At 64.9% G+C, this 23450-nt stretch carries 29 protein-coding genes and 2 pseudogenes; 20 read left to right on the top strand and 11 right to left on the bottom strand.

Annotated features, from left to right (window positions below):
* Positions 1-121: 121 nt before the first annotated feature.
* The gene (locus tag FDW81_RS16255) at positions 122-1159 is read right to left on the bottom strand and encodes an LLM class flavin-dependent oxidoreductase (RefSeq protein ID WP_138135246.1); all 1038 of its coding nucleotides are present in this window, start codon (positions 1157-1159) and stop codon (positions 122-124) included.
* 99 nt (positions 1160-1258) lie between these two features.
* On the opposite strand from FDW81_RS16255, the gene FDW81_RS16250 reads away from it, so the two are divergent.
* From FDW81_RS16250 to FDW81_RS16240, 3 genes are read left to right on the top strand one after another with little or no spacing between them, the layout of a single operon-like run.
* The gene (locus tag FDW81_RS16250; protein WP_138135288.1) at positions 1259-1597 is read left to right on the top strand and encodes a YnfA family protein; all 339 of its coding nucleotides are present in this window, start codon (positions 1259-1261) and stop codon (positions 1595-1597) included.
* 54 nt (positions 1598-1651) lie between these two features.
* Positions 1652-2056, top strand: a complete 405-nt coding sequence (locus tag FDW81_RS16245; protein WP_138135245.1) for a YidH family protein — start codon at positions 1652-1654, stop codon at positions 2054-2056.
* A gap of 30 nt (positions 2057-2086) precedes the next feature.
* Positions 2087-2398: a DUF202 domain-containing protein gene (locus tag FDW81_RS16240; protein WP_138135287.1), complete on the top strand. Its 312-nt coding sequence runs from the start codon at positions 2087-2089 to the stop codon at positions 2396-2398.
* A 35-nt stretch (positions 2399-2433) separates the two neighbouring features.
* Here FDW81_RS16240 and FDW81_RS16235 read toward each other — a convergent pair whose 3' ends face one another.
* Entirely contained in the window at positions 2434-2832 is a 399-nt protein-coding gene (locus FDW81_RS16235) for a hypothetical protein (protein ID WP_138135244.1), read from the bottom strand.
* Positions 2833-2889: 57 nt separating this feature from the next.
* On the opposite strand from FDW81_RS16235, the gene FDW81_RS16230 reads away from it, so the two are divergent.
* The 3 genes from FDW81_RS16230 to FDW81_RS16220 all read left to right on the top strand — a co-directional run bounded on the left by FDW81_RS16230 (position 2890) and on the right by FDW81_RS16220 (position 5802).
* Complete coding sequence (locus FDW81_RS16230; RefSeq protein WP_138135243.1) at positions 2890-3126, top strand: DUF2630 family protein; 237 nt, start codon at positions 2890-2892, stop codon at positions 3124-3126.
* Positions 3127-3252: 126 nt separating this feature from the next.
* Positions 3253-4047, top strand: coding sequence for a carbon-nitrogen hydrolase family protein (locus tag FDW81_RS16225; protein ID WP_138135242.1), 795 nt, complete (start codon positions 3253-3255; stop codon positions 4045-4047).
* Between the two features lie 435 nt (positions 4048-4482).
* Positions 4483-5802: an ammonium transporter gene (locus tag FDW81_RS16220; protein WP_138135241.1), complete on the top strand. Its 1320-nt coding sequence runs from the start codon at positions 4483-4485 to the stop codon at positions 5800-5802.
* A 58-nt stretch (positions 5803-5860) separates the two neighbouring features.
* On the opposite strand, the gene FDW81_RS16215 is transcribed toward FDW81_RS16220, so the two are convergent.
* The gene (locus FDW81_RS16215; protein ID WP_138135240.1) at positions 5861-6475 is read right to left on the bottom strand and encodes a PadR family transcriptional regulator; all 615 of its coding nucleotides are present in this window, start codon (positions 6473-6475) and stop codon (positions 5861-5863) included.
* A 176-nt stretch (positions 6476-6651) separates the two neighbouring features.
* On the opposite strand from FDW81_RS16215, the gene FDW81_RS16210 reads away from it, so the two are divergent.
* A complete protein-coding gene (locus FDW81_RS16210; protein ID WP_138135239.1) occupies positions 6652-8811 on the top strand; it encodes a transglycosylase domain-containing protein in 2160 nt (719 codons plus the stop codon).
* A gap of 174 nt (positions 8812-8985) precedes the next feature.
* Positions 8986-9306 (top strand): annotated as a pseudogene (locus tag FDW81_RS18775) (hypothetical protein); the annotation flags it as partial.
* A gap of 277 nt (positions 9307-9583) precedes the next feature.
* On the opposite strand, the gene FDW81_RS16200 reads toward FDW81_RS18775, so the two are convergent.
* The 3 genes from FDW81_RS16200 to FDW81_RS16190 form a co-directional block, all read right to left on the bottom strand.
* Complete coding sequence (locus FDW81_RS16200; RefSeq protein ID WP_138135238.1) at positions 9584-10186, bottom strand: DUF1992 domain-containing protein; 603 nt, start codon at positions 10184-10186, stop codon at positions 9584-9586.
* 247 nt (positions 10187-10433) lie between these two features.
* Positions 10434-10931: an SRPBCC domain-containing protein gene (locus tag FDW81_RS16195; RefSeq protein ID WP_138135237.1), complete on the bottom strand. Its 498-nt coding sequence runs from the start codon at positions 10929-10931 to the stop codon at positions 10434-10436.
* Between the two features lie 14 nt (positions 10932-10945).
* Complete coding sequence (locus FDW81_RS16190) at positions 10946-11278, bottom strand: metalloregulator ArsR/SmtB family transcription factor (protein WP_138135236.1); 333 nt, start codon at positions 11276-11278, stop codon at positions 10946-10948.
* Positions 11279-11349: 71 nt separating this feature from the next.
* Between FDW81_RS16190 and FDW81_RS16185 the strand changes: the two genes are divergently transcribed.
* Positions 11350-12135, top strand: coding sequence for a hypothetical protein (locus FDW81_RS16185; RefSeq protein ID WP_205754629.1), 786 nt, complete (start codon positions 11350-11352; stop codon positions 12133-12135).
* Here FDW81_RS16185 and FDW81_RS16180 read toward each other — a convergent pair.
* Positions 12132-12863: a GAF and ANTAR domain-containing protein gene (locus tag FDW81_RS16180; RefSeq protein WP_138135235.1), complete on the bottom strand. Its 732-nt coding sequence runs from the start codon at positions 12861-12863 to the stop codon at positions 12132-12134. The genes FDW81_RS16185 and FDW81_RS16180 overlap by 4 nt on opposite strands.
* 152 nt (positions 12864-13015) lie before the next feature.
* On the opposite strand from FDW81_RS16180, the gene FDW81_RS16175 reads away from it, so the two are divergent.
* The 9 genes from FDW81_RS16175 (at position 13016) to FDW81_RS16135 (ending at position 19026) form a co-directional block, all read left to right on the top strand.
* Entirely contained in the window at positions 13016-13732 is a 717-nt protein-coding gene (locus tag FDW81_RS16175) for a GAF and ANTAR domain-containing protein (protein WP_138135234.1), read from the top strand.
* A 9-nt stretch (positions 13733-13741) separates the two neighbouring features.
* The gene (locus FDW81_RS16170; RefSeq protein WP_138135233.1) at positions 13742-14077 is read left to right on the top strand and encodes a hypothetical protein; all 336 of its coding nucleotides are present in this window, start codon (positions 13742-13744) and stop codon (positions 14075-14077) included.
* A 203-nt stretch (positions 14078-14280) separates the two neighbouring features.
* A complete protein-coding gene (locus FDW81_RS16165; protein ID WP_138135232.1) occupies positions 14281-15006 on the top strand; it encodes a GAF and ANTAR domain-containing protein in 726 nt (241 codons plus the stop codon).
* Between the two features lies 1 nt (position 15007).
* Entirely contained in the window at positions 15008-15250 is a 243-nt protein-coding gene (locus FDW81_RS16160; RefSeq protein ID WP_138135231.1) for a hypothetical protein, read from the top strand.
* Positions 15247-16017, top strand: coding sequence for an ANTAR domain-containing protein (locus FDW81_RS16155; RefSeq protein ID WP_370279120.1), 771 nt, complete (start codon positions 15247-15249; stop codon positions 16015-16017). Before FDW81_RS16160 ends, FDW81_RS16155 begins: the two co-directional genes overlap by 4 nt.
* 399 nt (positions 16018-16416) lie before the next feature.
* Positions 16417-16614 (top strand): hypothetical protein, encoded by a 198-nt coding sequence (locus FDW81_RS16150; RefSeq protein WP_138135230.1) that lies wholly within the window; start codon positions 16417-16419, stop codon positions 16612-16614.
* Positions 16615-16703: 89 nt separating this feature from the next.
* Complete coding sequence (locus tag FDW81_RS16145; protein ID WP_138135229.1) at positions 16704-17126, top strand: hypothetical protein; 423 nt, start codon at positions 16704-16706, stop codon at positions 17124-17126.
* A gap of 47 nt (positions 17127-17173) precedes the next feature.
* Positions 17174-17968, top strand: a complete 795-nt coding sequence (locus tag FDW81_RS16140; protein ID WP_138135285.1) for a type II CAAX prenyl endopeptidase Rce1 family protein — start codon at positions 17174-17176, stop codon at positions 17966-17968.
* A 29-nt stretch (positions 17969-17997) separates the two neighbouring features.
* Positions 17998-19026, top strand: coding sequence for a nitronate monooxygenase (locus FDW81_RS16135; protein ID WP_138135228.1), 1029 nt, complete (start codon positions 17998-18000; stop codon positions 19024-19026).
* 18 nt (positions 19027-19044) lie between these two features.
* Here the strand turns inward: FDW81_RS16135 and FDW81_RS16130 are convergent, their stop codons facing one another.
* Together FDW81_RS16130 and FDW81_RS16125 are read right to left on the bottom strand one after the other, a co-directional pair.
* Entirely contained in the window at positions 19045-19224 is a 180-nt protein-coding gene (locus FDW81_RS16130; protein WP_138135227.1) for a hypothetical protein, read from the bottom strand.
* A 106-nt stretch (positions 19225-19330) separates the two neighbouring features.
* Complete coding sequence (locus FDW81_RS16125; protein ID WP_138135226.1) at positions 19331-20371, bottom strand: NAD(P)-dependent alcohol dehydrogenase; 1041 nt, start codon at positions 20369-20371, stop codon at positions 19331-19333.
* A gap of 291 nt (positions 20372-20662) precedes the next feature.
* Here FDW81_RS16125 and FDW81_RS16120 point away from each other — a divergent pair, with 291 nt between their 5' ends.
* Positions 20663-21544 (top strand): helix-turn-helix transcriptional regulator, encoded by an 882-nt coding sequence (locus FDW81_RS16120; protein ID WP_138135225.1) that lies wholly within the window; start codon positions 20663-20665, stop codon positions 21542-21544.
* 32 nt (positions 21545-21576) lie between these two features.
* Here the strand turns inward: FDW81_RS16120 and FDW81_RS16115 are convergent, their stop codons facing one another.
* Both FDW81_RS16115 and FDW81_RS16110 read right to left on the bottom strand, forming a co-directional pair.
* The gene (locus tag FDW81_RS16115; RefSeq protein WP_138135224.1) at positions 21577-21858 is read right to left on the bottom strand and encodes a hypothetical protein; all 282 of its coding nucleotides are present in this window, start codon (positions 21856-21858) and stop codon (positions 21577-21579) included.
* Entirely contained in the window at positions 21821-22984 is a 1164-nt protein-coding gene (locus FDW81_RS16110; RefSeq protein ID WP_138135223.1) for a sorbosone dehydrogenase family protein, read from the bottom strand. Before FDW81_RS16110 ends, FDW81_RS16115 begins: the two co-directional genes overlap by 38 nt.
* A 142-nt stretch (positions 22985-23126) precedes the next feature.
* Here FDW81_RS16110 and FDW81_RS16105 point away from each other — a divergent pair.
* Positions 23127-23450 (top strand): annotated as a pseudogene (locus tag FDW81_RS16105) (LLM class flavin-dependent oxidoreductase); the annotation flags it as partial.

Here is a 23450-nt window from a genome sequence, read left to right as displayed (position 1 = left end):
AAGCCGCACTTAAAGAGTAACGGCTGGAAACTGCGGATGGTTCCCCGGCACTTCAGTAAGCCTGCTTAGTATATCGCGGAAACCCACGTGGAGGGAGAAAAATTACGCTTGACCCGAAGTGTTACCGCTGGTCAGGTGTGGCCCATCCCAGGGCGGGCGCGATGTGCCGCGCCACGTTGCCCAGCAGCTTGGCATTGAAGTCCACGCCCAACTGGTTGGGAACGGTGAGCAGCAGGGTGTCTGCGGACTGGACGGCCGAGTCGGCTGCGAGCTGTTCGGCCAACACGTCCGGGGGTCCCGCGTAGCTCTTCCCGAACCTGGCAGTCAGCCCATCAATGACGCCCACTTGGTCCCGGCTGTCGCGCAGCGCGCTGCCGGCGAAGTAGCGGTTGTCCTCGGCGTCCACGATTGGGAGCACGCTGCGGCTGACTGAGATCCGCGGTGTGTGGGCGTGGCCGGCGGCCTGCCAGGCGTCCCGGAACAATTGGATCTGCTCGGCCTGCAGTTCATGAAATGGCACGCCCGTGTCCTCGGTGAGCAGGGTTGAACTCATGAGGTTCATGCCCAGCTCGGCTGCCCAGACGGCGGTCTTCCGGGTCCCGGCACCCCACCAGATCCGCTCGGCGAGGCCCGGAGACTGTGGCTGGACCGGCAACAACCCGGTGGCTCCGCCAGCGTACCGGGGATCCGCTTCCGCCACTCCGGCACCCGTGATCGCCCTCCGGAAGAGGGCGGTGTGGCGGCGGGCCATATCGGCGTCGGTCTCCCCCTGCCCAGGCACATACCCGAACGCTGCAGCGCCGTGGCGGGCGGGCTCGGGGGAGCCCCGGCTGATGCCCAGCTGGAGCCGGCCACCGCTGATCAGGTCCGTGGCCGCAGCTTCCTCTGCGAGGTACAGCGGGTTTTCGTAACGCATGTCAATAACGCCGGTTCCGATCTCAATCCTGCTGGTTCGGGCGGCTATGGCGGAGAGCAGAGGGAACGGCGAGGCCTGCTGCCGGGCGAAGTGGTGGACGCGGAAAAATGCGCCGTCGAGCCCAAGCTCCTCCACGGCCACCGAAAGGTCAATGGCCTGGAGCAGGGCGTCGCGGGCGGTCCTGGTTTGCGAGCCCTGGCCGGGACCCCAATGGCCGAATGAGAGAAATCCGATGCGCTCCATACTTGCCCCAACCTCGTTGCGGCTGCCGGCATTCCCGGCCGGCTCGCCTGAGAAGCTCCGGCTGGCATGATGACTGGCGTGGGTATTCCTGATGAGGCAATGGACATCTCCAAGACAGTCGTGCTCTTTGCGCTGGCCGCGGCTGCGGAGATCGGCGGCGCTTGGCTGGTGTGGCAGTCCGTGCGCGAAGGCAAGGACTGGTGGTGGGCCGGCCTCGGCGTGGTCGCCCTGGGCACGTACGGTTTCGTGGCCACCCTCCAGCCTGATGCACACTTCGGCCGGATCCTGGCCGCGTACGGCGGGGTGTTCGTGGCCGGTTCCCTGGCATGGGGCATGGTGTTCGACGGCTTCCGGCCGGATCGTTGGGATATGGCAGGTTCACTGATCTGCCTGCTGGGGGTGGCCGTAATCATGTTCGCCCCTCGCAGCGGAGGATGAGTGGCGCCCCTGAGCGGAACCGCCCTGCGCAGGCGAACCGCCTAGACTGGCACCGTGACCAACAGCGAGGAACCCGGCGGCGGCGCCGTCCCGCCGTCGCGCGGGAGAATCGCCGAGCGCCTGCTGCCGGGCGGGGAGGAGCCGGACCCGCGGTTCACGTTGGCCAATGAGCGCACGTTCCTTGCCTGGATCCGCACCTCCCTCGCGCTGCTGGCCGGGGGCATCGCCATCGAAGCCTTCACAGCAGACCTCTTCCTGGTGCCCGTCCGCAAGGGACTGGCGGTGGTTCTGCTCCTGCTGGGCATGCTGCTGAGTGCGGGCTCCGCGGTGCGGTGGCTGCGGGTGGAACGGAGCATGCGCCACAGGGCACCGCTTCCGCTGCCGCTCATTGTGCCGCTGCTGGCGGCGGCAGGTGCGCTGGCGGCCGCCGTCGTGCTGGTATTTATCCTCTGGCGCTGATCAGTGGCACCTTCCCGCCGTCCGGCCGCCATGCACGGGGACCCTGGCCTGCAACCCGAACGGACAACGCTTGCCTGGGGCAGGACCATGTTGGCGCTGGTAACCGTCAGCGCGATCTTCCTGCGCTGGCTTCCGCAGCATGGCCTTCCCATCCTGCTGCTTTTCGCGGTGTCGGCCAGCGCGGCAGCGGCCATCTACTTCAGCCAGCGCGGCCGCTACAGTGCCAGTTCGCGCGGGATCAGTGAGGAATCCGTCGACGCCGACATCTCCGCTGTGCTGTGGACGGCCTTCGCGGGGATGCTGCTGGGAGGGCTCGGCGTCGGGATCGTCCTCGCGGGCTAACAGGCAGCTTTATCAAAGGGGGCCGTCGATCCCCTTCACAACATCGGGAGGACAAAGCCGGCCAGCAGCGCCGCCGCCCCGATGCCCGTAAGCCAGCGGCCCAAGATCGAGGCCGTCCGGCCTTCCTCTTCCGGCGCGGCAATTTGCCACTGGGTAGGACGCTTGGGATGGTAATAGATAGGGAGCGTGCTGCCCACCGCAAGATCCTTGATGTCGTGGGGCGACATGGGTGCATGGTGCACCTGGTATTTGCGGTCAAACCACCGGAAGCCCACTCCCGTGGTGTCGGAATACACCACGGCCTCGGCCACGGCCCAGGGGTGCACAAAGCGCCGCAGGTACCCACTGTAGAACAGCAGTCCAAGCCCGGCGGGCAGGCACAACCAGGTCAGCATTTCCAGGATCGGACCTGCCATATCAAGCGCAGTGGGCATGATTCTGATAGTACAGGCGTAGGCTGGGGAGACCTGTCCGCGGAGTAAGGGGAGATTATGAACGACCAGGATATTTTGGCGCGCATCCAGGCCCTCGTTGAGGAGGAGCATACCCTCCGTGACGGAGCCGGGGATGGGCAGGCGCCGGACCACGCGCGGCTCAAACAGGTGGAAGAGAGTCTGGACCAGTGCTGGGACCTGCTGCGCCAGCGCCGGGCCAAAGCAGATTCCGGGGAGAACCCAAACGAGGCCGAAACCCGGCCCGTCAGTGAAGTCGAGGGCTACAAGCAGTAGGTGTACTCCTTCTGACCCTGCCTCCACTGGCGTCACCGCCGGGCACTACACCGGCGCCTGAGCTTGAGGCCGTGCCTGCGGGTGCTGGGCCCCGCTTCGCTTGCAGTGAACAGATTGGAGCCATCCATGCGTCTGGCAGTCGCACAGATCATTAGCAGTGCCGACCCCGCAGCGAACCTGGAACTGATCCGGGACTACGCCACGCAGGCCAAGGCCGCCGGCGCGGAGCTGGTGGTGTTCCCCGAGGCTGCCATGCGGGCCTTTGGCCATTCCCTTAAAGACATCGCAGAACCCCTGGACGGGCCATGGGCAGAAAAAATACGTGCCCTGTCCCGGGAACTGCGCGTTGTGGTCGTCGCCGGGATGTTCGCTCCGGGAAAGGACGGCCGGGTCCGCAATACGCTCCTGGTAACCGGCCCGGGCGTGGACACTTCCTATGACAAGGTCCACCTCTTCGATGCTTTCGGCTTCACCGAATCCAAGACGGTTGATGCGGGCGAGACCCCTGTCACTTTCGAAGTTGACGGCACAGTTTTTGGACTGGCCACCTGCTACGACGTCCGCTTCCCTGCACTCTTTGCTGCCAACGCCCGGGCCGGTGCGCAGGTAAACATAGTCTGCGCTTCCTGGGGAGCCGGCGAAGGCAAGTCGGAGCAGTGGGACCTCCTGGTGCGCGCACGGGCACTGGACAGCACTACTTTCGTGGTGGCCTGCGGGCAGGGTAATCCGGAAACCATTGGCGCAGGTCCGGCCGGCACCGCCCCCACGGGCATCGGCCACAGCGCCGTCATCACGCCCCTTGGCATCCCCCTGGCCGCACTGGGCGGGAAGCCGGAACTCGCCGTCGTCGACATCGATCCCTCGGTGGTGGACGAGGTGCGGGCCAAGCTGCCCGTGCTGGCCAACGCCCGGCAGTTCTAATTTCCCGGGGCGATGCCCCGCTGGGCGTCCCGGACTATGGCACCGGAGACGAAACAGCGCGCCGCTTCCCGTGCGGCGCGCCGTCGTATTGCAAAGAACATCCCAGCGCCAATGCGGTGAGGCTCCCTTTACGCTGCCGTAATCACTACTTACAGGCGGACGACGGCGGCTCCTCACCGTCCGCGTTAGGGTCCACCGCTGCATGAGACCGCCTTTGCGCACTTTACGGCCCGGCGCCAACCGCCTCCGTGTGACTCCGTTTACATGGCCGAAACATGCCGGACACGCCGACTTCACACACCGCCTGGTTCTGTAACGCGAGCGCAACTTTCAGGCGCGTTTCCCGAAACACGGAGCACGAAAGATGGAGCGCGGGGGAACGCGAGGGCCGGCAAAGAGCGCCCCGCTTGAGGCGCAATTCAAAAGGGACCCGCCGTGGAGATCACTGCCCAACATGTATGGCTGATGGTTTCAGCCGCGATGGTACTGCTGATGACTCCCGGACTGGGGCTCTTCTACGGCGGCATGACACGCGCCAAAGCCGCCCTGAACATGATCATGATGAGCTTCATCTCCGCCGGGATAGTGGGTGCGGTGTGGGTCCTGTGGGGCTACTCCATGACCACCGGCGAGGGCGTGCTTGGCATCTTCGGCAACCCCTTCGCCAGCTTCGGCCTCCAGAACCTGATGGGCTCACCGGACCTGATCAAGGCAGGTTACAGCGCCACCTTTGCCATTATTACGGTGGCGCTGATCAGCGGGGCCATCGCGGACCGCGCGAAGTTCGGCGCGTGGGCCCTGTTCGTCCCGCTATGGATCACAGTGGTGTACTGCCCGCTCGCCTACATGATCTGGGGCGGCGGCCTGATGAGCGCAGATGGAGCGGTCACGGCTATTTTCGGCCAAGTCATTGACTTCGCCGGCGGCGCGGTGGTGGAAATCAGTTCCGGCACCGCCGCACTGATCCTGGCTTTGATCGTGGGCCAGCGCCACGGCTTCGCAAAGGATCCCAACCACCGGCCACACAACGTCCCCTTCATCATGCTGGGCGCAGCAATTTTGTGGTTCGGCTGGTTCGGCTTCAACGGGGGCGCGGCCACCACCGCCGAGCAGGCCGGCCTGATCTGGGTGAACACCCTGGTCACCCCGGCGGCTGCCATGCTCAGTTGGCTGGTCACCGAGAAGATCCGCCACGGGCACCCCACATCCCTGGGTGCCGCATCGGGTGTGGTGGCAGGTCTCGTCGCCATCACTCCCTCCTGCGCCAACATCAGCCCTGTGGCCGCAATCGGCCTCGGCCTGGCAGCAGGAGCCGCCTGCGCCGTCTTCGTTGACCTCAAGTACCGCTTCGGTCTTGACGATTCCCTCGATGTGGTGGGCGTCCACCTGGGGGCCGGCCTCATCGGAACCCTTGCACTGGGTTTCATCGCCCTCCCGGTGGACGGGCAGGGCGGCGGTCTCTTCTACGGCGGCGGCGTTCAGCAGTTGGTAGCCCAGTCCGCGGCCGTGGTCATCACCGTGCTGCTGTCCGGCGTCGGGACCCTGGTGATTGGCAAGGGCATTCACAGGGCCATCGGCTTCCGGGTCAGCGAGGAGGCGGAAACTGCCGGTGTGGACCTGTCCGAACATGCCGAAAGTGCCTACGCGTTCGGGGAGATGGGGGCTGGCTTCAACCTGCTGCCCCACGCTCCGACGCCTTCCCCGGCCAGCACCGAAACCACTGCCCGGGAGAGCAAGGAAGCCTCCTTCGCCTGACGCGGGCAGCCAGGCAAGGGGATTACCTGTCCAACAGGCTTCCGCCTGGGCGGAGGCTCTAGTCGGCCAGGATCTTGTACAGGGCACGGCGCGTCTCATCCAGCTTTTCGATGGCGGCAGCCCGCTGCTCTTCTGTAACGCCGCTGCGGAACTGGTGTACGGCGGCCATCAGCTTTCCGAGGCTCTGGTGAAACTCACGGTCTGAGCTGTCCGGCGCCGAATTCCACGCATTCTCCATCTCCTCCCCGTGCTCGGCCACATAGGCCCGGCCCGCATCAGTAAGCGCAAATTCCGTCCCGCGCCCTTCGCTCAGCGCCGCGATCAGTCCTTCGTCAACCAACTGCTGCAGGGTCGGGTAAATGGAACCAGGACTTGGCCGCCATGCACCGTCCGTTCTGACGGCAATGGTCTTGATCAATCCGTAACCATTTGACGGGGCTTCGGCCAGGAGCGAGAGGATCGCGGCACGGACGTCACCCCGGTTTGCCCTGCGCGGGCCACGGCCGAATCCAGGGCCAAAGCCAGGACCAAAACCGGGTCCGAAGCCCGGACCAAACCCAGGCCCAGATCCGCCACCTCGGTGTCCATGCGGCCCCCTGCGGCCTCTCCTCCGCTCGAAGCGCCCACTGCTGAAATCCGGAGCGGGAAATACATCTTCAGGTATGCCCTTCATCGTGGCATCTTCCTTTCGCAATTTGTTTCACTGAGCTCCTCAGTGATATTTAACGATATGTCGTTAAGTATCGCTGGTCAATCGAGAGTTTGTAATCAAATCCTGATCTTCCAGGGCCGGAATCGGCGTCCTGTCCGGCGTATTCTTTTGGCACCTTCTAGCTTGAGGGCTGAGAAATGGTCAAAAAGAAGAAGCTCAGGCGCGGTTCGGGTTCCCCCCTGGCAAAGTTGTTGGGATTCCTGGCAGCAAGCGTGATCTGCGGCGTTCTGGCGGCGAGCCTTGTGGTTCCGGCGGTAGCTGCAGCAGCATTCGGCATCTCCACCTCCATCGACTACTTCGAAAGGCTGCCGGAGGAACTGACTGTTCAGCCGCCGTCGCAATCCACTAAGGTCCTTACCGCCGATGGCCAGCCCATCGCGACCTTTTATGCCGAAAACCGCATCCCGATCCCGCTTGACCAGATGTCACCCCACATCAAGGACGCGGTCATCGCCATCGAGGACAGCAGGTTCTACGAGCATGCCGGTGTGGACCCCCAAGGCATTGTCCGCGCCCTGGTGACGAACCTGACCCGAGGTGACCAGCAGGGCGCCTCCACCATCACCCAGCAGTACGTCACCAATGTCCTCAACGAGGCGCGACTCTCCCAGGACCGGCCGGACGAAGTGATCCTGAGCGGACAGAAAGACGTTGGCGACAAGCTGCGGGAGATGAAACTGGCGATCTCCCTTGAGAAGAAGTTCAGCAAGGACCAAATCCTCGAGGGCTATCTGAACATCGTCTTCTTCAACAGCGACGCCTACGGCGTGGAGGCGGCGGCACGCTACTTCTTCGGCACCACGTCCAAGGACCTCACGCTGCCCCAGGCAGCACTGTTGGCCGGACTCGTCAACAGCCCCACGTTCTACAACCCGGCGATAAACCCGGACAACTCCATGACCCGCCGGAACCAGGTGCTGGGTGAGATGCTCCGCCTCGACAAGATCACGCAGGCGGAGCATGACGAGGCCGTGGCCACGCCAATCGACCTCAAGATCAACCCTGAACGGCAGGGCTGCGCCAACGCCCCGATGGCTCCCTACTTCTGCGACTACATATCGCAGCTCATCCTCAACAACCCCGCTTACGGCCCCACCCCCGAGGAACGCCAGCGCAAGCTGTACCGCGGGGGTCTTACGATCGTCACCACACTGGACAGCAGGCTGCAGGCCGCGGCCCAAGCACAGGTGGACGGCACGGCCGGGCCCAACCCGGACCGCTGGGGGGCCGCCCTGGTGACGGTTCAACCGGGCACCGGCAAGATCCTGGCAATGGCCCAGAACACGGTGTTCCTGCCCGAACCGGGCAGGTTTGATACCCACCTGAACTTCAACGTGGACGCCAAGGACCCGCAGGGCAATAACCTCAACGGTGCGGGCGGTTTCCAGCCCGGATCCACCATGAAGCCGTTCACGTTCGCGCAGTGGCTGAACGAGGGGAAGCCCCTCACCGCCGAAGTGGACGCGGCCCGGCGTGTTTATCCGCTGGACTTCCCGTGGCGATCCAGCTGCGGAAGGGTGCTGGGTGCGTACAGCACGGCGCAAGCCAACCCGGCCCTGGGCGCTGCGGATGACCTGCAGAACGCTGAAGAGGGCTTCTACCGGAAGATGCCCATCAATTACGGGCTGTACAACTCCATCAACACGGCCACGTTCGCCTCCGCAACCCAGCTGGACTTTTGCGGGATCCAAAAGATGGTGGACGCTGTGGGCCTGCACAGCGGGCTTGATGGCTCCCCGATCAACATGCATCAGCTGGGCAATCTTTTGGGTGCTATCGGAGTGGCCCCCCTGCACATGGCCAATGCTTTCGCCACTTTCGCCAATGACGGCCGCTACTGCACACCAATCGCGCTCGTAGAGGTCAAGGATGCGGCCGGTGGCAACCTGCCTGCCCAGCCGGTCGAGTGCCGGGACGCCGTGAAGCCGGACGTGGCCCGCGGTGTCAACAACGTGCTGCAGGATGTGCTCGTCAAGGGCTCAGGTGTGTGGATCAATCCCAAGACGCATGACAAGTTTCCTGTGGCAGCCAAGACCGGCACCTCGAACAATAACGGGTCAACCTGGATCGTTGGCTACACCACCGGCCTTGCCACCGCTTCCTTCTTCGGTGACGCCCTTGAGGGACAGAAGCGTGCCGGGCAGAACGTCACCATCAACGGAACCCACTATCCCCGCCTTGACGGTTGGATGCTCGCAGGGCCGCAGTGGGCCAACTACATGGTCAAGGTGGCGCCGCTCTACCCTACCGCCCCGTTCCCTCCGCCTCCACCATCAATGATCGGCCCGAACCCCTGACCAAACGGGGTGGCGCAGAACAATAAGCCAGTGGGGTAGTCGGCAGGGAGGCAGGGTCCAACGCAAGGAGGTCCCCCCGGCTTAAGGAAGTCCCGCCCGGCCCAGTACCTGCACGGCAGGCTTCTTTGCACCCTCCAGGTGCCGGACTTGCTCCTTGCCCTTGCCGAGGGCATCATGATGCCGGAAAGCCAGTACGCCCTCCACATTCCGTTTGGTGCCGGGAAGGGAAAGGGCCGTGAACCGGTAGCAGTGGGCGGTTGGGGTGGTAACTGCGACAGAGTGTCGCGGCCCGGTCAGTGGTTTGGCTGTCCAGCCGGGATCCAGCCGAAAGGGCCGGATCACGTGCAGGGCAAGGCAGAGCGAGACGAGCAGGCACCGCTTGCCGGGGCACTGCTCCTGAAGTCCATCCCGGCGTCGGGAAATTCGCTGCCGCTGCAACCCTCGGGCGATACCGAGATCGGCTGGCACTTCCACCCCAACTACTGGGGCCACGGCTTCGCGACTGAGCCTGCTGCCGCGGCCCTTACACACGCCTTCGAGAGCGACTGGGCAAGGTGGTGGCGCGGTCAAAGCCCCGGCCAACGCGGCGTCCCAGAAGGTCTGCCTGCGCATCGGCATGGTCCACCGTGGCCAAACGGACAGGTACTACAACGGGGTGTGCGAGCTCTTCGCCGCGCAAGCACCCCACCAAGCCTGACCACCCCGATGCCAAGCACCACAGGAGGACAAGTGGACGACGGCGGGCAGCACCGCCGTCGTCCACGTCACCTGATCAGTCCACCTGGCCGGTCCCGCGCCACAGCCGCTGCCACCAGGTGCGCGGGAGTTCAGGTTCCGGCGCAGTTTCGACAACCCGGGCTGCACGGCGTTCACGCCAGCGGACCACTTCTTCCTCCACCTCCCTGGTTTTGGTGATCACCGGCGGACCGCCCTGGAGCTGGCGGCGGGCATCAATGACGCGGCGGTTGAAATCCTGCAGGATGTCACGGACCTGCTGCTCCGTGTACTGCTCATCGAGTTTTGCGTCCAGCTCCGCGTCCTCGGTCCGGAGCAGGATGGCCGGCGGGCCAAGACCGCTGATGTTTTCGCGCTGGAGAAGCCCCTTGACCCACCAATCGGGGTCGTACCGCTCGCCAAGCCCGGGAATCGGTTTGCCGGCGTACTTGAGGTCGTCGAACTTGCCCTGCGCCATGGCGTCACGGACCAGGTAGTCCGCCCGGGCGGCGTCGCTTACCTTCTTGCGCTTCTCCCGTTCTTTTTCTTCCAGGGCCTCAAGCGCTGCTTCCTCCTGGTTGCTGATGCCGGCTCCCCGGTAGGAACGCAGCTCCGCGGCCCGCTCCAGCCGCTGCCGGAATTCCGCTCCGCCGCTGCTCATTTGTCACCGCCTCACCTGGTTGGCTTCCATCCAGTATTTCCAAGCTTCCCGCCTGGTTCAACGGCTGTGAGGGCGGCCGGATTCCCGCACCCGAGTATGGGCAGGAGCGATGAACGAGGTGATGCGGGACCCGCCCAGGCGGGGCGAAGCAGCCCCTGCCAAGGCAAGAGTACTGCCAGGCAAGCGTACGACGGCGGGCGGTACCCGCCGTCGTACGCTTCCTTGTGCTGGTGGCCCGGTAAGCTGCTCAGGCGTTGGCGTGTTCGGCAAGGATGGCGTCGATCTGGCCGACCGCCTCCCGCATGCCTTCCTCCATGCCCATCTGGACCATTTGCTCCATCTGCTCTTCGGATTCGAAGATGGTGGCCACCGTCATGCTTGTGCGGCCGCCGTTTTCCTCAAGGGTCACCGTGACGTGCGTGGCGCCCATGGCCTCAACGGGCTCGCCCTTCTCGTCCGCGAAGCCGTCGTCGAACTGCAGGCGGATGGGCGGCTGGATTGACGTGAAGCTCCACCAGCCGCCGGCCTTTTCGCCCTCCGGGCCGGTCATGTAGTAGCTGGCCCTGCCGCCCGGCTCGAACTCGAACCGCTCGAAAGTGGCCGGCCACGTGGGCGGGCCCCACCAGCGCTCCAGCTGGCGCGGGTCCGCCCAGAGCCGCCATACGCGTTCGACACCGGCGTCGAACTCTGCGGTGAGGGTGTAGCTGAGCGCCTCGACATTCTTGGTGGTATCGATAACCGACATTGCAGAACCCTTCCTTATCCTTCAGCCAGAATTCCGGCCATCCGGCCCACACGCTCCTGCCAGATCGCCTCATACTCATCGAGCAGCCGCCGGGCTTTCTGCAGCCCTTCGTGATTACCCCGCACGATCTGCTCCCTTCCGCGCTTTTCCTTGGTGACCAGGGAGGCGCGCTCCAACACCGCCACGTGCTTTTGGACTGCGGCGAAACTCATGGCGTAGAGGGAAGCGAGGCCGGAGACCGAATACTCCCCCACCGTCACCCGGCGGACGATGTCCCGGCGGGTGGAGTCGGCGAAAGCCTGGAACAGGCGGTCGAGTTCGGTTTCACGGAGCTGATCTACAACCATTTGGTTGTACGATATACCTGGCTGCGGCAGGTGTCAATAGTTTGGTTTGCCCGGCCGGTATCTTGAAGGCCATGAGCATTTATCTCGTTGGTGCCGGCCCTGATCCCGTCTCCTTTCCAGCAGTTTTTGACCGGTTCGTTGGCGACGCCCAGCAGCGTGCGGATAGAGCCGGGAGAGATTTCGCCCGGGTTGCCGTGGTGGTGCACGACCGGGGCGGAGACCCGGGGAGCGTCCTGGCCGACTACTCAGAACCGGTGACGGCACGGGCACCGCTTGAGGTGGTGCCCGTCCTGCTGGAACCAGGCGGAACCGCGGATGGGTCACTGTTCCACGGCGTTGACGGACTGATAGTAGGCGGCGGACTGACGCCGTCCTACCACCAGGGCCTTTGCACGGTAGGCCCGGTCATTGCCGGCCTCGTGGACAACGGCGTTCCCTACCTTGGTTTTTCCGCCGGAGCCATGATTGCCCCTGCCAGAGCCCTGATCGGAGGCTACCGGGTCAATGGCATTGAGGTGTGCGCCGAGGAGTGCGGGGAAGGCCTGGACCAACTGGACATCAGGGAGGGGTTGGGGCTGACTGGCTTCGCCGTGGACGTCCATGCGGCGCAGGCAGGCACCCTCAGCAGGGCCGTTGCTGCGGTGGCCGCAGGGCTGGTGGACCGGGCCGTAGCGGTGGATGAAGGCACTGCGCTGGTTCTGCAGGCAGCGGGAGATAAGGACTTTGAGGTGCTGGGTGCGGGCAACTGCTGGGACGTCCGCCGGTCGCCCCAGAAATCAGGCACGATCTCCCGGCCCTCTGTCTCTGTTTCCGTGCTGTCCCTCGAAGGCGCAGGCTTCCGGCCCGGAGCGTCCTAATCGAAGTGGGTCTGGACAGTGCTGCCCGACAACTGCTCGACCAGTTCCTGTGCAACGTCGCGCAGCTTGCGGTTACGGTTGCTGGAAACTTTGGTGAGGATTTCCATCGCCTCGGCCTGCGAGCAACGGTTCTGGCCCATGATCACACCGCAGGCCAGGTTGATGGCAGTCCTGCTCTCGAGGGCCGCTTCCAGATCCTCCGCCCGGTTCTGCACTGTATTGATACGCACTGAGAGGTGCAGTGTGTTGCGCGCCGCCGCGGCGAACCCCACGGCTTTGCCGTAAACCTCAGCGGTGAAGGCACCGGGCTTGGTGGCGAAGAAGTTCAGGGCCGCGCGGGCATCGCCGGTGATTTCCAGCGGGACGCCCAGGCTGCTGTGGACATTGGCCTCGGCGAGCTTCTGGTTGAAGGAGGGCCACCGGGGATCCCTGGCAATGTCGTCGATCATGACCGGGGACATCTCCCGCAGAGCGAGGATGCAGGGTCCGTCGCCCAACGCCTGTTCCATTTGGTCAAGTTTTATAGCCCGCGCGCTGCTGCCTGCAGCTGTGGAGGGGCGGCGCGACATCTTGAGCGTGACCGCGCATTCGATCTCATCACCTGCCGCTTCAGATACTGCGGCGGCAGCCAGACCCGAGAGCCCGGAAAGGAACTCCACCGCATTTCCTGCACCCACCAGGATGCTCTGAAGTTCTCTTACGGCTTCATTCTCCATTGAGCTTGACATGGGCCAATCCTACTGGAGTCCGTCCTGCAGGGCCCCCGCTTCCTGCTCATCCGAGGATTTTAGCAAGACCGCGTGACTGGGAACTCTCACCAAGCCTTCTGCGCACAGGGCGGTTCGGACCCCGGGAAAGGGGTTGGCTTTATGCTGGGAGTATGGCGCAACTTCCCTTGGACGAGTTCAGCACGGCCATTGCTCGGATTCAGGGATTGCTGCTGACGGAGGAAAAGGTCGCCTCCGCAGTGCGGCTCCTCGCCAAAGCAGCAAAAGAGTCGGTTCCAGCGAGCATTGGAGCCGGCGTTTCCCTCTTGGACTCACGGGGGCGCCGTATCAGCAGCGGCTACACCGACAGAATTGTGGAACAGGCAGACGCTGCCCAGTACGAGTCCGGGGAAGGACCCTGCCTTACCGCCTGGGCAGCGGAGGAACCCGTCCTGGTCAAGCACCTTCCCGAAGAACAGCGGTGGCCGGAATGGCGCAGCGCCGTGCGCCCGCTGCCCATCCTTTCGGTGGTCAGCGCCCCGCTTATCGCAGGGAAGGAATGCATCGGCACCCTGAAGCTCTATTCTGCGACGGCGCACGCCTATGACGGATCGAGTGCAGGGCTGCTCCAGCTTTTCGCCAATCCCGCCGCAACACTGCTTACCCATATCCAGGCCAGCGAGGCGCCGCTAAAGATGACTGAAGCCCTACAGTCATCGCTGCACAGCAGGGATCTTGTAAACCGCGCGTGTGGCGTCCTGATGCAGCGGCTCGGACTGGGGCACGAGGACGCTCTGCGGCAGTTGATGAAGCAGGCCCGGGACACCCGCAGCACACTGCAGCAGGCCAGTGAAGCAATCCTCGCCGGAACGCCGGCATCCAGGGCCTAGGCAGTTCCAATGAGCTTCGATCCCAACGAACCGGAACAGCGGCGGCGGCTCCGGGCCGCCATTAAGGCTGCCGGCATCTCTGTTTCCGAGTTGTGGCTGAAATACTTCTCGCTCTCGGGAGACGCCGGTGAATATGAGGTGGAAGCCTACCTGCAGGGACTTCTCTCGCTGCCGGCCGTGCAGCGCGACCTGTTGGCGCTGGCCGCAAACGAGCTCATTGACGATTTGCCGCGGCCGCGGGCCCCATACTCGGACGACTTCGGCCCTGAGCCGGCAGGTGCCGACGGCGGAGACGGTCCCACGCCCGGCAGCGCCGACGACCGCACGGCCGGAGCTGACGAGTAGCACCGCGCGGGACGGCCTTCGGAGGGCAGGACTGACATCGGGGACAGGGCTGTTTCTTGGCAGAGGAGACAGGCGTAGTGTCGGTAGTAGGAGATTTCAGGATGCCCACAGGATCCGGAGGTTGAATACAGGGGCCAGGCCGCGTTGAGAGCGGAGGCCGACAGCCAGGAGCAGATACCTGGCATACCAAGGATCGAGGCCGCATGGCTACGAGCAAAGCATTGACAACTTCGGACGAGTTCCAGGACCTGCTGCTTGAGAGCCCCGGCTTCCCCGAGTTCCTCCTTGGCCTCGCCACGCTCTCCGCATCATCCCTGAGTTCGGACGAGTCCGTGGAGTGCACCATCACAGTGGAGCGCGACGGCGCCCCCTCCACAGTGGCCAGCAGCAGCGAAGAGGCGCAGCACCTGGACGAGACGCAGTACGCCTTCGACGACGGCCCGTGCCTGGCCGCCGTCCGCCAGCAGCGGGTGGTGCTGATTCAGGACCTGGGCAGTGACGGGCGGTGGGGCAGCTACTCGCCTGCCGCGCTTAAGGAAGGCATCCACTCCGTGCTTGCGGTGCCCATCCCCGCGGGCCCCTCCTCCCGCGCGGCACTGAACTGCTACGCGCGTACCCCCCATGCCTTTGAGCAGGACAGCGTGGAGCGTGTGGAAGAACTGGCGGGGTCGATGTCCCGCATCCTCCAACTGGCATTGCGGCTGCATGCACCGGAAGCTTACCCGGAGCACCTCCGCGCGGCGCTCAAGTCCCGGGCAGTAGTGGACGCAGCCGTTTCCCTCATCATGCTCCAGCACCGCGGGGGCCGGGACGGGGCGCTGGACATCCTCCAAAGGGCAGCCAAGTCGAGCAACCGGAGACTCCAGGAAATAGCGAGTGACATCGTGCAGACAGGAAAAGCACCCTCCCCTCCGGCGGAAGGAGCATGACATGCCTTCCGACGGCCAGGATTACCCTAACGATGCGGACCGGCTTCGCCGCGGTGCAGCCCAGCGGTTCAAGGAAGCGGAGCTGCCGCTGGCGAAGCTGTGGACCTACTACTACGGCATCGGCGGCGACCTTGATGAAATGTCCCTCGACGCTTACCTCCACGAAGCGCTTGATATCCCCGCCGTGCAAGTGACCCTGGTGGCCACGGCGATGGCGGAAATGACAGAAGGTGACCTACTGTGACGATTTCAGGACACAGCCCGGACAGCTCCCCCGGCAGACCCGACGAGACTCCGGACACGGAGACAACGCTGCAGGAAATGGTCCTGGAAAGCCAGGACATCGCGGGCTTCCTGACCGACCTTGCCGTCATGGCCGCGTCCCGGCTGTCAGCTCCGGACAACCTGGTTCACTGCGGAGTCACCGTCATCCGGCACAAGAGGCCTGGGACCGTGGCCAGCAGTGACGCCAAGGCCCATGCGTTGGATGAGCTGCAGAACGGATTCGGAGACGGCCCGTGCCTGGCTGCGCTCAGGAGCAGGACGCCGTTGCTGATTCCTGACCTGGCCGGGGAACGCCGGTGGAAACCCTACATCAGGGCGGCCATGGCCCAGGGAGTGGCCTCCATCCTGGCCGTGCCGCTGGACCTTGCCGGCGAGGCAGAAGCGGTCCTGAACGTCTACTCGGGCCGCAGCAGGGGCTTTTCAGCCGATGACATTTCCACGGTTGAGGCTTTCGGAGGCCAGGCGGCCGGCGCCCTGCGTCTGGTCCTTCGCATCACCCAGCTCAGCGAAGCCAGGAATGACCTTGCCACCGCCCTGCAGTCCCGAACCGTCATTGACATGGCAATCGGGGCGATTATGGCCGAAAACAGGTGCAGCCGGGACAAGGCGTTCAGCATACTTACCAAGGCTTCCAGCACCCGCAACATCAAGCTGCGTGAGGTGGCAGCCTCCGTTATCGCCTCTATCTCGGGCGAGAAGCAGATCAAGACGTACTTCGACGAATAACAGCAGGTGCTTCCCACCAGGACACCCGTACTGCCGCTCCCTAGTGACCAGTCTCACTTGAAACATTCTTGAGTCGGCTGCGGCACGTTCGGCACCATGGAAAGGCAGCGGCGGGACATCCTCCGCTGCCATCCTGGTGAAGCAATGAGGCCCACCGGTGAGCCTACTGCGGCCGCCAACGACTCAGATGCGGACCCGCGATGCGAGGTGGCTGCCTACCGGATCGTCCGGTGTGCTTGGTCACATCAGCCCGTTTTTGATTGCCAACGGTCGCCTCAACCTGCACCATTGGAGAAGCGGGAACGCGCTTTCCTGCCTTCAGGACCGTCCTCATAGACGAGGACACGGCCGGGACGATGACGATCCGGGCCGCCGACCGCAAGAAATGGAAGTTGAATAATGACGTTCGATGCCACCGATTCCGTAACCCTGAAAATCTGGGACAGGTCCACCCTGCACCACACGCTGGACTCCGCGGTCAACGAATTGTCCGCCCGGCACAACACCACCACCTGCCGCATTGCGGTGACCTGCAGCGGACCCAACACGTTCACGCTGAGCGTGCGCGGCGAGGGCAAGGTACTCGCCACCGCGTAAGCGGCCATGCGGAAAACAGAAGGGGACGACGCCGGGAGGCACCGGCGTCGTCCGCTTCCGCTAACTCCGTACCCCTGGATCCTGGATGAATGACGATGCGCAAGCCCGGCGGCCAGGAGGTAGCGGAGTTCGACCAGCTTCAGCGTTTGGAGGATTCCGGCCTGCCCAACTGGCAGGCGCAGGTTTCGGGTTCCACGGAGGAGGACCTCCAGGAGTTGTCCGACCTGATCGAGCAGCGGGGACTCGGGATGGACGACTGGGCAGGGATGCGCCTCCTGCATTCAAAGAGCTCACACGGATCTCCCGACGCCGGCCGCCACCATCCGGCAACACCGGCGGACGTGACACGGTTGGGGCTGGCGGGCCCTGAACCGGGACTTACCCAAACGATGGAAGCGTGGGCGGCTCCCCGTTCATGGCTGGACCTTGATCTTGCCCTGCTGTGGTGGGCGGCAAGTAAACTGCTGTGGCATCCAACCGGAAGCGCTCCCGAGCATCAAAGGTGGCCATGAGGCAGCAACCACAGGTACAGGCCGACGCAGGCCCGGCAGGCACGGACATGCCCGCAACCCATCCGCTGTCCCTGGTTCCGGCAGCCCTTGTGTCGGCGTCGGGATTCCTGCTCTTCGCCCGGCAGGACCGTCTCTCCGGATTCCTGCTGCTGGCGGTTGCGCTGGTGCTGGCCGGATTCCTCAGCCGCCGGCTCCTGGTTGACCTGGCGCTGATCGCAGTAGGCCTGACGGCCATGAGCCTGGTTCCCATCACCACCGACATCAGCACCGAGCACATGCTGGTGATGGGCACCGCGATGATCATCGCCGTCGGCGTCCCCTACTCAGTCTCGCGGTTCATCACCAAGGACCACGCCATCCGGTTCCCCGTCAGGACGGGACAGCCGTGGACTCGGGCCGAGAAATGGTACCTGCCCGCGGTCCTGGTAATCGGGTACGCACTGATGCCTGTGTACATGATCCGCACCGGCGTCTACAACAACTGGCCGGCTGTGAGCGATCCCGACGGCATCGCCCGGCTGTTCCTGGGCACCAACGTGCTCGGCATCTGGGATGAACTCTTCTTTATCTGCACGGCGTTCACCCTCCTGCGGCGGCACCTGCCCGACTGGCAGGCCAACCTGCTGCAGGCCGTCCTCTTCACGTCGTTCCTGTGGGAACTGGGCTTCCACGCCTGGGCGCCGTTCTTCATTTTCCCGTTCGCCCTGCTGCAGGCCCGGCTGTTCACGGTGACCAAGTCGTTGTCCTATATCGTGAGCGTCCACCTGCTGTTCGACTTCGTGCTGTTCCTGGTCCTGATCCACGCGCATAACCGCCAGTGGATCGACATCTTCCTGTACTGAGCGCCACGGACTGAAAGCGGTGCAGCACCATGCCTGGATCCCGGCCCCTTTTCAATCTTTCCACCCTGGCGCTGCCCGTCATCCAGGCGCCGATGGCCGGTGGCCCGTCCACGCCCCGTCTGGCAGCGGCAGTGAGCTCGGCAGGCGGGCTCGGCTTCCTTGCTGCGGGCTACAAGAGCGCGGCCGTGATGCAGGCGGAGATCGAGGCAACCCGGGAGCTAACCGGCGCCCCCTTCGGCGTCAACGTGTTCGTCCCCCAGCCTTCGGTCATCAGTCCCCGCGACGTGCAGCAGTACGCCCTGTCCCTGGCTCCTGATGCCGGCCGCTTCGGCGTCGAACTGGGCGAGCCGCGGCACGACGACGATGACTGGAACCATAAGGTGGACGTCCTGCTGGACCGTGCGCCCGCCGTCGTTTCCTTCACCTTCGACCTTCCCGACCCAGAGGTGATTAGCGCCTTGAAGCAGCGCGGAGTGTACGTCATGGCAACGGTGACGTCGATGCCGGAAGCGGTGCGTGCGCTGGAGGCAGGCGTGGACGCGCTCTGCGCCCAGGGGCCGGAGGCCGGCGGCCACCGCGGGACCTTCGACGCCGCCGGCCCCGCCCCGGAAGTACCTCTGCACGCGATCCTCGGGGAGCTGTCCGGGCTCGGTGCACCCCTGGTTGCAGCAGGCGGGATCGTCACCGCCGACGATACGCGGGCCGCCCTGTCGTGCGGCGCCGCAGCGGTCCAGGCCGGGACGGCGTTCCTGCTCGCGGATGAGGCCGGCACCAAGGCGGCGCACAGAGCGGCCCTGACCTCCGGACGCTTCACCGTCACGGCCGTCACCCGGGCTTTCTCGGGAAGGAACGCGCGCGGGCTGCATAACGAGTTCATGCGCAGGCACGACGCCGGCGCTCCCTACGGCTATCCGGAGATCCACCACCTGACCACTCCCCTGCGCGCTGCAGCTGCGGCTGCCGGGGATCCGGACTGGCTCAACCTGTGGGCGGGCACAGGTTTCCAGCGGACGACGGCGGGGCCCGCCCCGCAGATCCTGGCTGCCCTCACGCCTTAGCCGCCAACGGAAGGCTGCCTATTCCTCGCCGGTGTCCTGGGCTTCCAGGTACTTGTCCATCGCTTCACAGGCGCGCTTCCAGCGTGCGCTCAGCGCGTGCCTGCTCAACGGTTCAGACATGCCGTTAAGTACTTTTTCGATCGCATCAGTTGCGGCGTCCCGGGCTCTGTCCTGCGCCGCCGGGGTGTAGTGGTTCATGCCAGTAATTCGTAGTGTCACCGCACGGGGATGGCGGGCAAATTCCCCCGAAGACGACGGCAGGCCGGCTCCTCTTGGAGCCGGCCCGCCTCACGCCTGCCTCAGGTCAGAGGGTGGCGGTGTCGATCACGAAGCGGTACCGGACATCCGACGCCAGCACGCGCTCGTAGGCGTCGTTGATCTTCCCGGCCGGGATGACCTCAATCTCCGCGCCGATGTTGTGCTCCGCGCAGAAGTCCAGCATCTCCTGCGTCTCGCGGATGCCGCCGATCATTGAGCCAGCGAAGGACCGCCGCCCGCCGATCAGTGCGAACGCGTTGACCGGAAGCGGCTCAGCGGGGGCACCGACGTTGACCAGCGTGCCGTCCAGCGTGAGCAGCTGGAGGTAGGAGCTGATGTCGATCGAGGCGCTGACGGTGTTGATGATCAGGTCGAAGTTTCCGGCAAGCTGTTCAAAGGTGCACGGATCGCTGGTGGCGTAGTAGCTGGTTGCACCCAGCTTCAGGCCGTCTTCCTGCTTCTTCAGCGACTGGGACAGGACGGTCACTTCGGCGCCCATGGCGGCGGCCAGCTTTACGGCCATGTGGCCCAACCCGCCCAGGCCGACGACAGCCACCTTCTTGCCGGGGCCCGCGCCCCAGCGGCGGAGCGGGGAGAAGGTGGTGATACCGGCACACAGCAGCGGTGCGGCGACGTCCAGGTCCAGGCCCTCGGGGATGCGGACCACGAAGTCTTCGGTCACCACCACGTGGGTGGAGTAGCCGCCCTGGGTGATGGTGCCGTCGCGGTCCACTGCGCCGTAGGTGCCCACCATGCCCTTGAGGCAGTACTGCTCATCGCCCTGCAGGCAGTTGGCGCACTCCTTGCATGAATTGACCATGCAGCCGACGCCTACGCGGTCGCCGACCTTGTGCTTGGTCACCTCGGACCCAACCTCGGTGACGACGCCGGCGATTTCGTGGCCGGGCACCAGCGGGTACTGCTGCGGGCCCCAGTCACCGCGGACGGTGTGGATGTCGGAGTGGCAAATGCCGGCGAACCTGATCTCGATCAGCACGTCCTGCGGCCCAACGGCGCGGCGCTCGATGGTGGTGGAGACGAGGTCCTCTGTTGCGGACGGGGATGCATAGGCCTTGACGGTGGTCATGGTTCTCCTGTGGTTCTTTGGGGGGATAACTGAATGCTACAGGGCTTGGTAACAGCAAACCGGAAGATCGGAGGTGTAACGAGGGCCCTGCTGTAACTGGTACTGGCAGACCCACCCTCAGCGCCCCTCGGCTGGGCTGGAAACGCGTGGGCGGGCGCTCCATCTGTTGCTGGTGTCTCTAAGGGTGATGCTTCCACTAAACCGGCAGTATGCACGCGCAGCGAGGGTTCTGCTGTAACTGGTTCTGGCAGACCCTCCCAGTGGTTTGCGCATCCGTCGTACGGTTTCCTTATGGATAACCGAGCCGAGGTACGACAGTTCCTTTCGACCCGTCGCGGGCGCATCACCCCCGAGCAGGCAGGGCTGGAAACCTACGGCGGGCGGCGCCGCGTTTCGGGGCTGCGCCGGGAAGAGGTGGCACGTCTGGCCGGTGTCAGCGTGGACTACTACACCCGGCTGGAACGGGGAAACCTCACCGGTGTTTCGGACAGCGTGCTGGACGCGATCGCCCGTGCCCTCGAGCTGGACCGTGCTGAGCACGACCACCTCTACGACCTCGCGCGGGCAGCCAACAGGTCCGGCCGCAAACGGGCTGCGGCCCCGGTCCCATCCCGGGTGCGGCCCGAACTGCAGTACCTCCTGGACACCGTCACGGGAGCGCCTGCGTTCATCGGCAACAACCGGATGGACATCGTGGCCGCCAACACGCTGGGCTACGCACTTTATTCGGACATGTACCGCGGACCGGCGCGCCCGGCCAACCACTCACGCTTTATTTTCCTGGACCCCAGGGCACACAACTTCTACACCGACTGGGAACGGGCAGCAAACACCAATGTCGCCATCCTGCGCCGGGAAGCAGGAAGGAACCCCCATGACAAGGGCATTGCCGAACTCATTGGAGAGCTGTCCATGCGCAGCGACGAATTCCGGACCCGCTGGGCAGCGCACGACGTCCGGCGCCACTACGCGGGAACGAAATTATTCCAGCACGCTGTGGTGGGACTCCTGGAACTGAATTACCAGGTACTGGGGCTGGAAGAGGACCCCGGTCACTCCCTGACGATTTACCCCGCAACCCCCGGCAGCCCCTCTGAGGAGGCCCTCAAGCTTCTGGCGTCCTGGGCCGCCACCGAAAACATCGTGGAGCGGGCACTGGCCGGGGTGCGTTAGGCCCTCGCGTAACAGGCACTGACGGGGTCCGCTCAGTCCGGCAAGGCAAAGCCCGTGTACTGTTCCAACGTTTCCAGCAGTTCGGACTGGAACGCTTCGTCCTCCACGGCCCGGTGGGGTTTTCGCCTTCGCTGACGAAACCAGTAGCCGCCTGAGCCGGCGCCTTGCCCGTTCACGGCGGGCCATACCTGGGTGGCGTGGCCGAGCCCGATCAGGTTCCTGGCAGCGTTTAGGCCAAGTCCGGCGGCGGCCCCGGTGATCAGGACCCTGGCCACGTCAGCCCCTGCCCAGCGGTACTGCGAAAATCCGGTCATCCCCGGGTTCAGGGTCGCCGCGTCCGTCAGTGTTGTTGGTCAGGAACCACAGCTGTCCCTCCGGGGAGACCGTGACGTCACGGATCCGGCCGTACTCGCGCCTGTAGTGGTCCGTGAAGGTTGAGGGGTCGGAGACGGGCACGGAGCGAAGGACCTGTCCCCGGAGATTGGCAATGAACAGGGTCCCGCCGGCGTGTGCCATGCCGCTGGGGCTTGCGTCGGTTGGCTCCCATTGCTGCACGGGATCCACGAAACCCTCCCTGTCTGCTATCCCTTCAACCGTGGGCCAGCCGTAGTTCGCTCCGGGAGTGATGATGTTCAGTTCGTCCCAGGTGTTCTGGCCGAATTCGGTGGCGAACATGGTGCCGTCGTCCGTCCACGCAATCCCCTGCGGGTTCCGGTGCCCGTAGCTGTACACGAGCGATCCCGGGAAGGGGTTGTCAGCCGGGACATCGCCGCTGGGGGTCATCCGAAGAATTTTGCCGGCCAGGGATTCGCGGTCCTGGGCGGCGTTCCTTTGACTCGCGTCGCCGGCCGTCACGTACAGCATGCCGTCCGGACCAAAGGCGATCCGGCCGCCGTCGTGGATGCTCGCGGAAGGTATCCGGTCAAGGAGGGTGTCCGGCTCCCCCAGCGAGAGCGAGCCCGGGGAGCCCGTGACGGCGAACCGCTGGACCCGGTTCCCGTCCGCCGCAGTCGAATATACATAGAGATCACCGCCGCTGCCTACGGCAAGGCCCAGCAGACCCGATTCTCCGCGGGCGGCCACACCTTCAACCGTACCGATCGGCCGGACGGATCCGTCCGGGGCGAGTTCAAGGATCCGCCCGCTGTTCCGCTCGCTCACCAGCGGTCTCCCGTTGCGGAACACCACGGACCACGGGGCGTCCAGGTCCGCCGCGACCTGCTGCGGTGTTCCGGCTATAGCGGCTGCCGCCGTCGTGACTGGCGCGCTGGTTGGCTCCGTGGACGGCGTGGCGGATGTAGCCGGACCAGATGCCGCCGGTGTGGACTGCGCGGGGGCAGGAGAGCCACTGGCGGCCGGCTCCGGGGCGGGGGCGGCAGTGCAGGAAGCGAGCAGGATGCCCGTTCCCAGGACAGTAGCGGCGAGGATCCGTTGGCGCATGTGTTTCTCCTCCGTGGCGGCGGTCTGCTGTAGCTCCCAGCATTGCGTATGAAGCCGTCTGCCAGGAGAGGAAACGTAGATCAAGGCAAGCCCTGTCAGTACCTGTTACGGCAAAACCCTCTAGCAGCAGGGCCAGTCACATGCCCGTACCACCGCTGCCGGCCGGGATCCGGAGACCATCAAGATCCTGCCGGGCATCGTGCCCGTCATCGGCGCGACTAAGGCGGACGGTTTGGAGCTTGAGCGCGAACTCGACCGGCTGATCAAGCCGGAGTATGCCCGGATCCAGCTGGCCAAGACGTTGCGGGTGGACCCTGAGGACCTGCCCCTGGACCGGCAGCTGCCGGACAACCTGCCCAGCGAGGACGAGATTGAGGGGGCCAGGAGCCGGTACACCCGGATCGTCCAGCTGGCGCGCCGGGAAAGGCTTACGGTCCGCCAGCTGATCGGCCGCTTGGGCGGCGGC

The sequence above is a fragment of the Pseudarthrobacter sp. NamB4 genome (assembly GCF_005796185.1).
Lineage (GTDB): Bacteria > Actinomycetota > Actinomycetes > Actinomycetales > Micrococcaceae > Arthrobacter.
This window is presented reverse-complemented; position numbering and strand designations above follow the sequence as displayed.

What these genes read in the sequence shown, in the direction of transcription:
- FDW81_RS16195 (WP_138135237.1), bottom strand. Translation starts at nt 10,931, where the DNA reads ATGTCGGTTATCGATACCACCAAGAATGTCGAGGCGCTCAGCTACACC.
- FDW81_RS16170 (WP_138135233.1), top strand. Translation starts at nt 13,742, where the DNA reads ATGAGCTTCGATCCCAACGAACCGGAACAGCGGCGGCGGCTCCGGGCC.
- FDW81_RS16135 (WP_138135228.1), top strand. Translation starts at nt 17,998, where the DNA reads ATGCCTGGATCCCGGCCCCTTTTCAATCTTTCCACCCTGGCGCTGCCC.
- FDW81_RS16150 (WP_138135230.1), top strand. Translation starts at nt 16,417, where the DNA reads ATGACGTTCGATGCCACCGATTCCGTAACCCTGAAAATCTGGGACAGG.
- FDW81_RS16125 (WP_138135226.1), bottom strand. Translation starts at nt 20,371, where the DNA reads ATGACCACCGTCAAGGCCTATGCATCCCCGTCCGCAACAGAGGACCTC.
- FDW81_RS16235 (WP_138135244.1), bottom strand. Translation starts at nt 2,832, where the DNA reads ATGCCCACTGCGCTTGATATGGCAGGTCCGATCCTGGAAATGCTGACC.
- FDW81_RS16200 (WP_138135238.1), bottom strand. Translation starts at nt 10,186, where the DNA reads ATGAGCAGCGGCGGAGCGGAATTCCGGCAGCGGCTGGAGCGGGCCGCG.
- FDW81_RS16110 (WP_138135223.1), bottom strand. Translation starts at nt 22,984, where the DNA reads ATGCGCCAACGGATCCTCGCCGCTACTGTCCTGGGAACGGGCATCCTG.
- FDW81_RS16115 (WP_138135224.1), bottom strand. Translation starts at nt 21,858, where the DNA reads ATGACCGGATTTTCGCAGTACCGCTGGGCAGGGGCTGACGTGGCCAGG.
- FDW81_RS16175 (WP_138135234.1), top strand. Translation starts at nt 13,016, where the DNA reads ATGGCGCAACTTCCCTTGGACGAGTTCAGCACGGCCATTGCTCGGATT.
- FDW81_RS16120 (WP_138135225.1), top strand. Translation starts at nt 20,663, where the DNA reads ATGGATAACCGAGCCGAGGTACGACAGTTCCTTTCGACCCGTCGCGGG.
- FDW81_RS16230 (WP_138135243.1), top strand. Translation starts at nt 2,890, where the DNA reads ATGAACGACCAGGATATTTTGGCGCGCATCCAGGCCCTCGTTGAGGAG.
- FDW81_RS16240 (WP_138135287.1), top strand. Translation starts at nt 2,087, where the DNA reads ATGCACGGGGACCCTGGCCTGCAACCCGAACGGACAACGCTTGCCTGG.
- FDW81_RS16215 (WP_138135240.1), bottom strand. Translation starts at nt 6,475, where the DNA reads ATGAAGGGCATACCTGAAGATGTATTTCCCGCTCCGGATTTCAGCAGT.
- FDW81_RS16140 (WP_138135285.1), top strand. Translation starts at nt 17,174, where the DNA reads ATGCCCGCAACCCATCCGCTGTCCCTGGTTCCGGCAGCCCTTGTGTCG.
- FDW81_RS16160 (WP_138135231.1), top strand. Translation starts at nt 15,008, where the DNA reads ATGCCTTCCGACGGCCAGGATTACCCTAACGATGCGGACCGGCTTCGC.
- FDW81_RS16225 (WP_138135242.1), top strand. Translation starts at nt 3,253, where the DNA reads ATGCGTCTGGCAGTCGCACAGATCATTAGCAGTGCCGACCCCGCAGCG.
- FDW81_RS16190 (WP_138135236.1), bottom strand. Translation starts at nt 11,278, where the DNA reads ATGGTTGTAGATCAGCTCCGTGAAACCGAACTCGACCGCCTGTTCCAG.
- FDW81_RS16165 (WP_138135232.1), top strand. Translation starts at nt 14,281, where the DNA reads ATGGCTACGAGCAAAGCATTGACAACTTCGGACGAGTTCCAGGACCTG.
- FDW81_RS16255 (WP_138135246.1), bottom strand. Translation starts at nt 1,159, where the DNA reads ATGGAGCGCATCGGATTTCTCTCATTCGGCCATTGGGGTCCCGGCCAG.
- FDW81_RS16210 (WP_138135239.1), top strand. Translation starts at nt 6,652, where the DNA reads ATGGTCAAAAAGAAGAAGCTCAGGCGCGGTTCGGGTTCCCCCCTGGCA.
- FDW81_RS16130 (WP_138135227.1), bottom strand. Translation starts at nt 19,224, where the DNA reads ATGAACCACTACACCCCGGCGGCGCAGGACAGAGCCCGGGACGCCGCA.
- FDW81_RS16250 (WP_138135288.1), top strand. Translation starts at nt 1,259, where the DNA reads ATGGACATCTCCAAGACAGTCGTGCTCTTTGCGCTGGCCGCGGCTGCG.
- FDW81_RS16180 (WP_138135235.1), bottom strand. Translation starts at nt 12,863, where the DNA reads ATGTCAAGCTCAATGGAGAATGAAGCCGTAAGAGAACTTCAGAGCATC.
- FDW81_RS16145 (WP_138135229.1), top strand. Translation starts at nt 16,704, where the DNA reads ATGACGATGCGCAAGCCCGGCGGCCAGGAGGTAGCGGAGTTCGACCAG.
- FDW81_RS16185 (WP_205754629.1), top strand. Translation starts at nt 11,350, where the DNA reads ATGAGCATTTATCTCGTTGGTGCCGGCCCTGATCCCGTCTCCTTTCCA.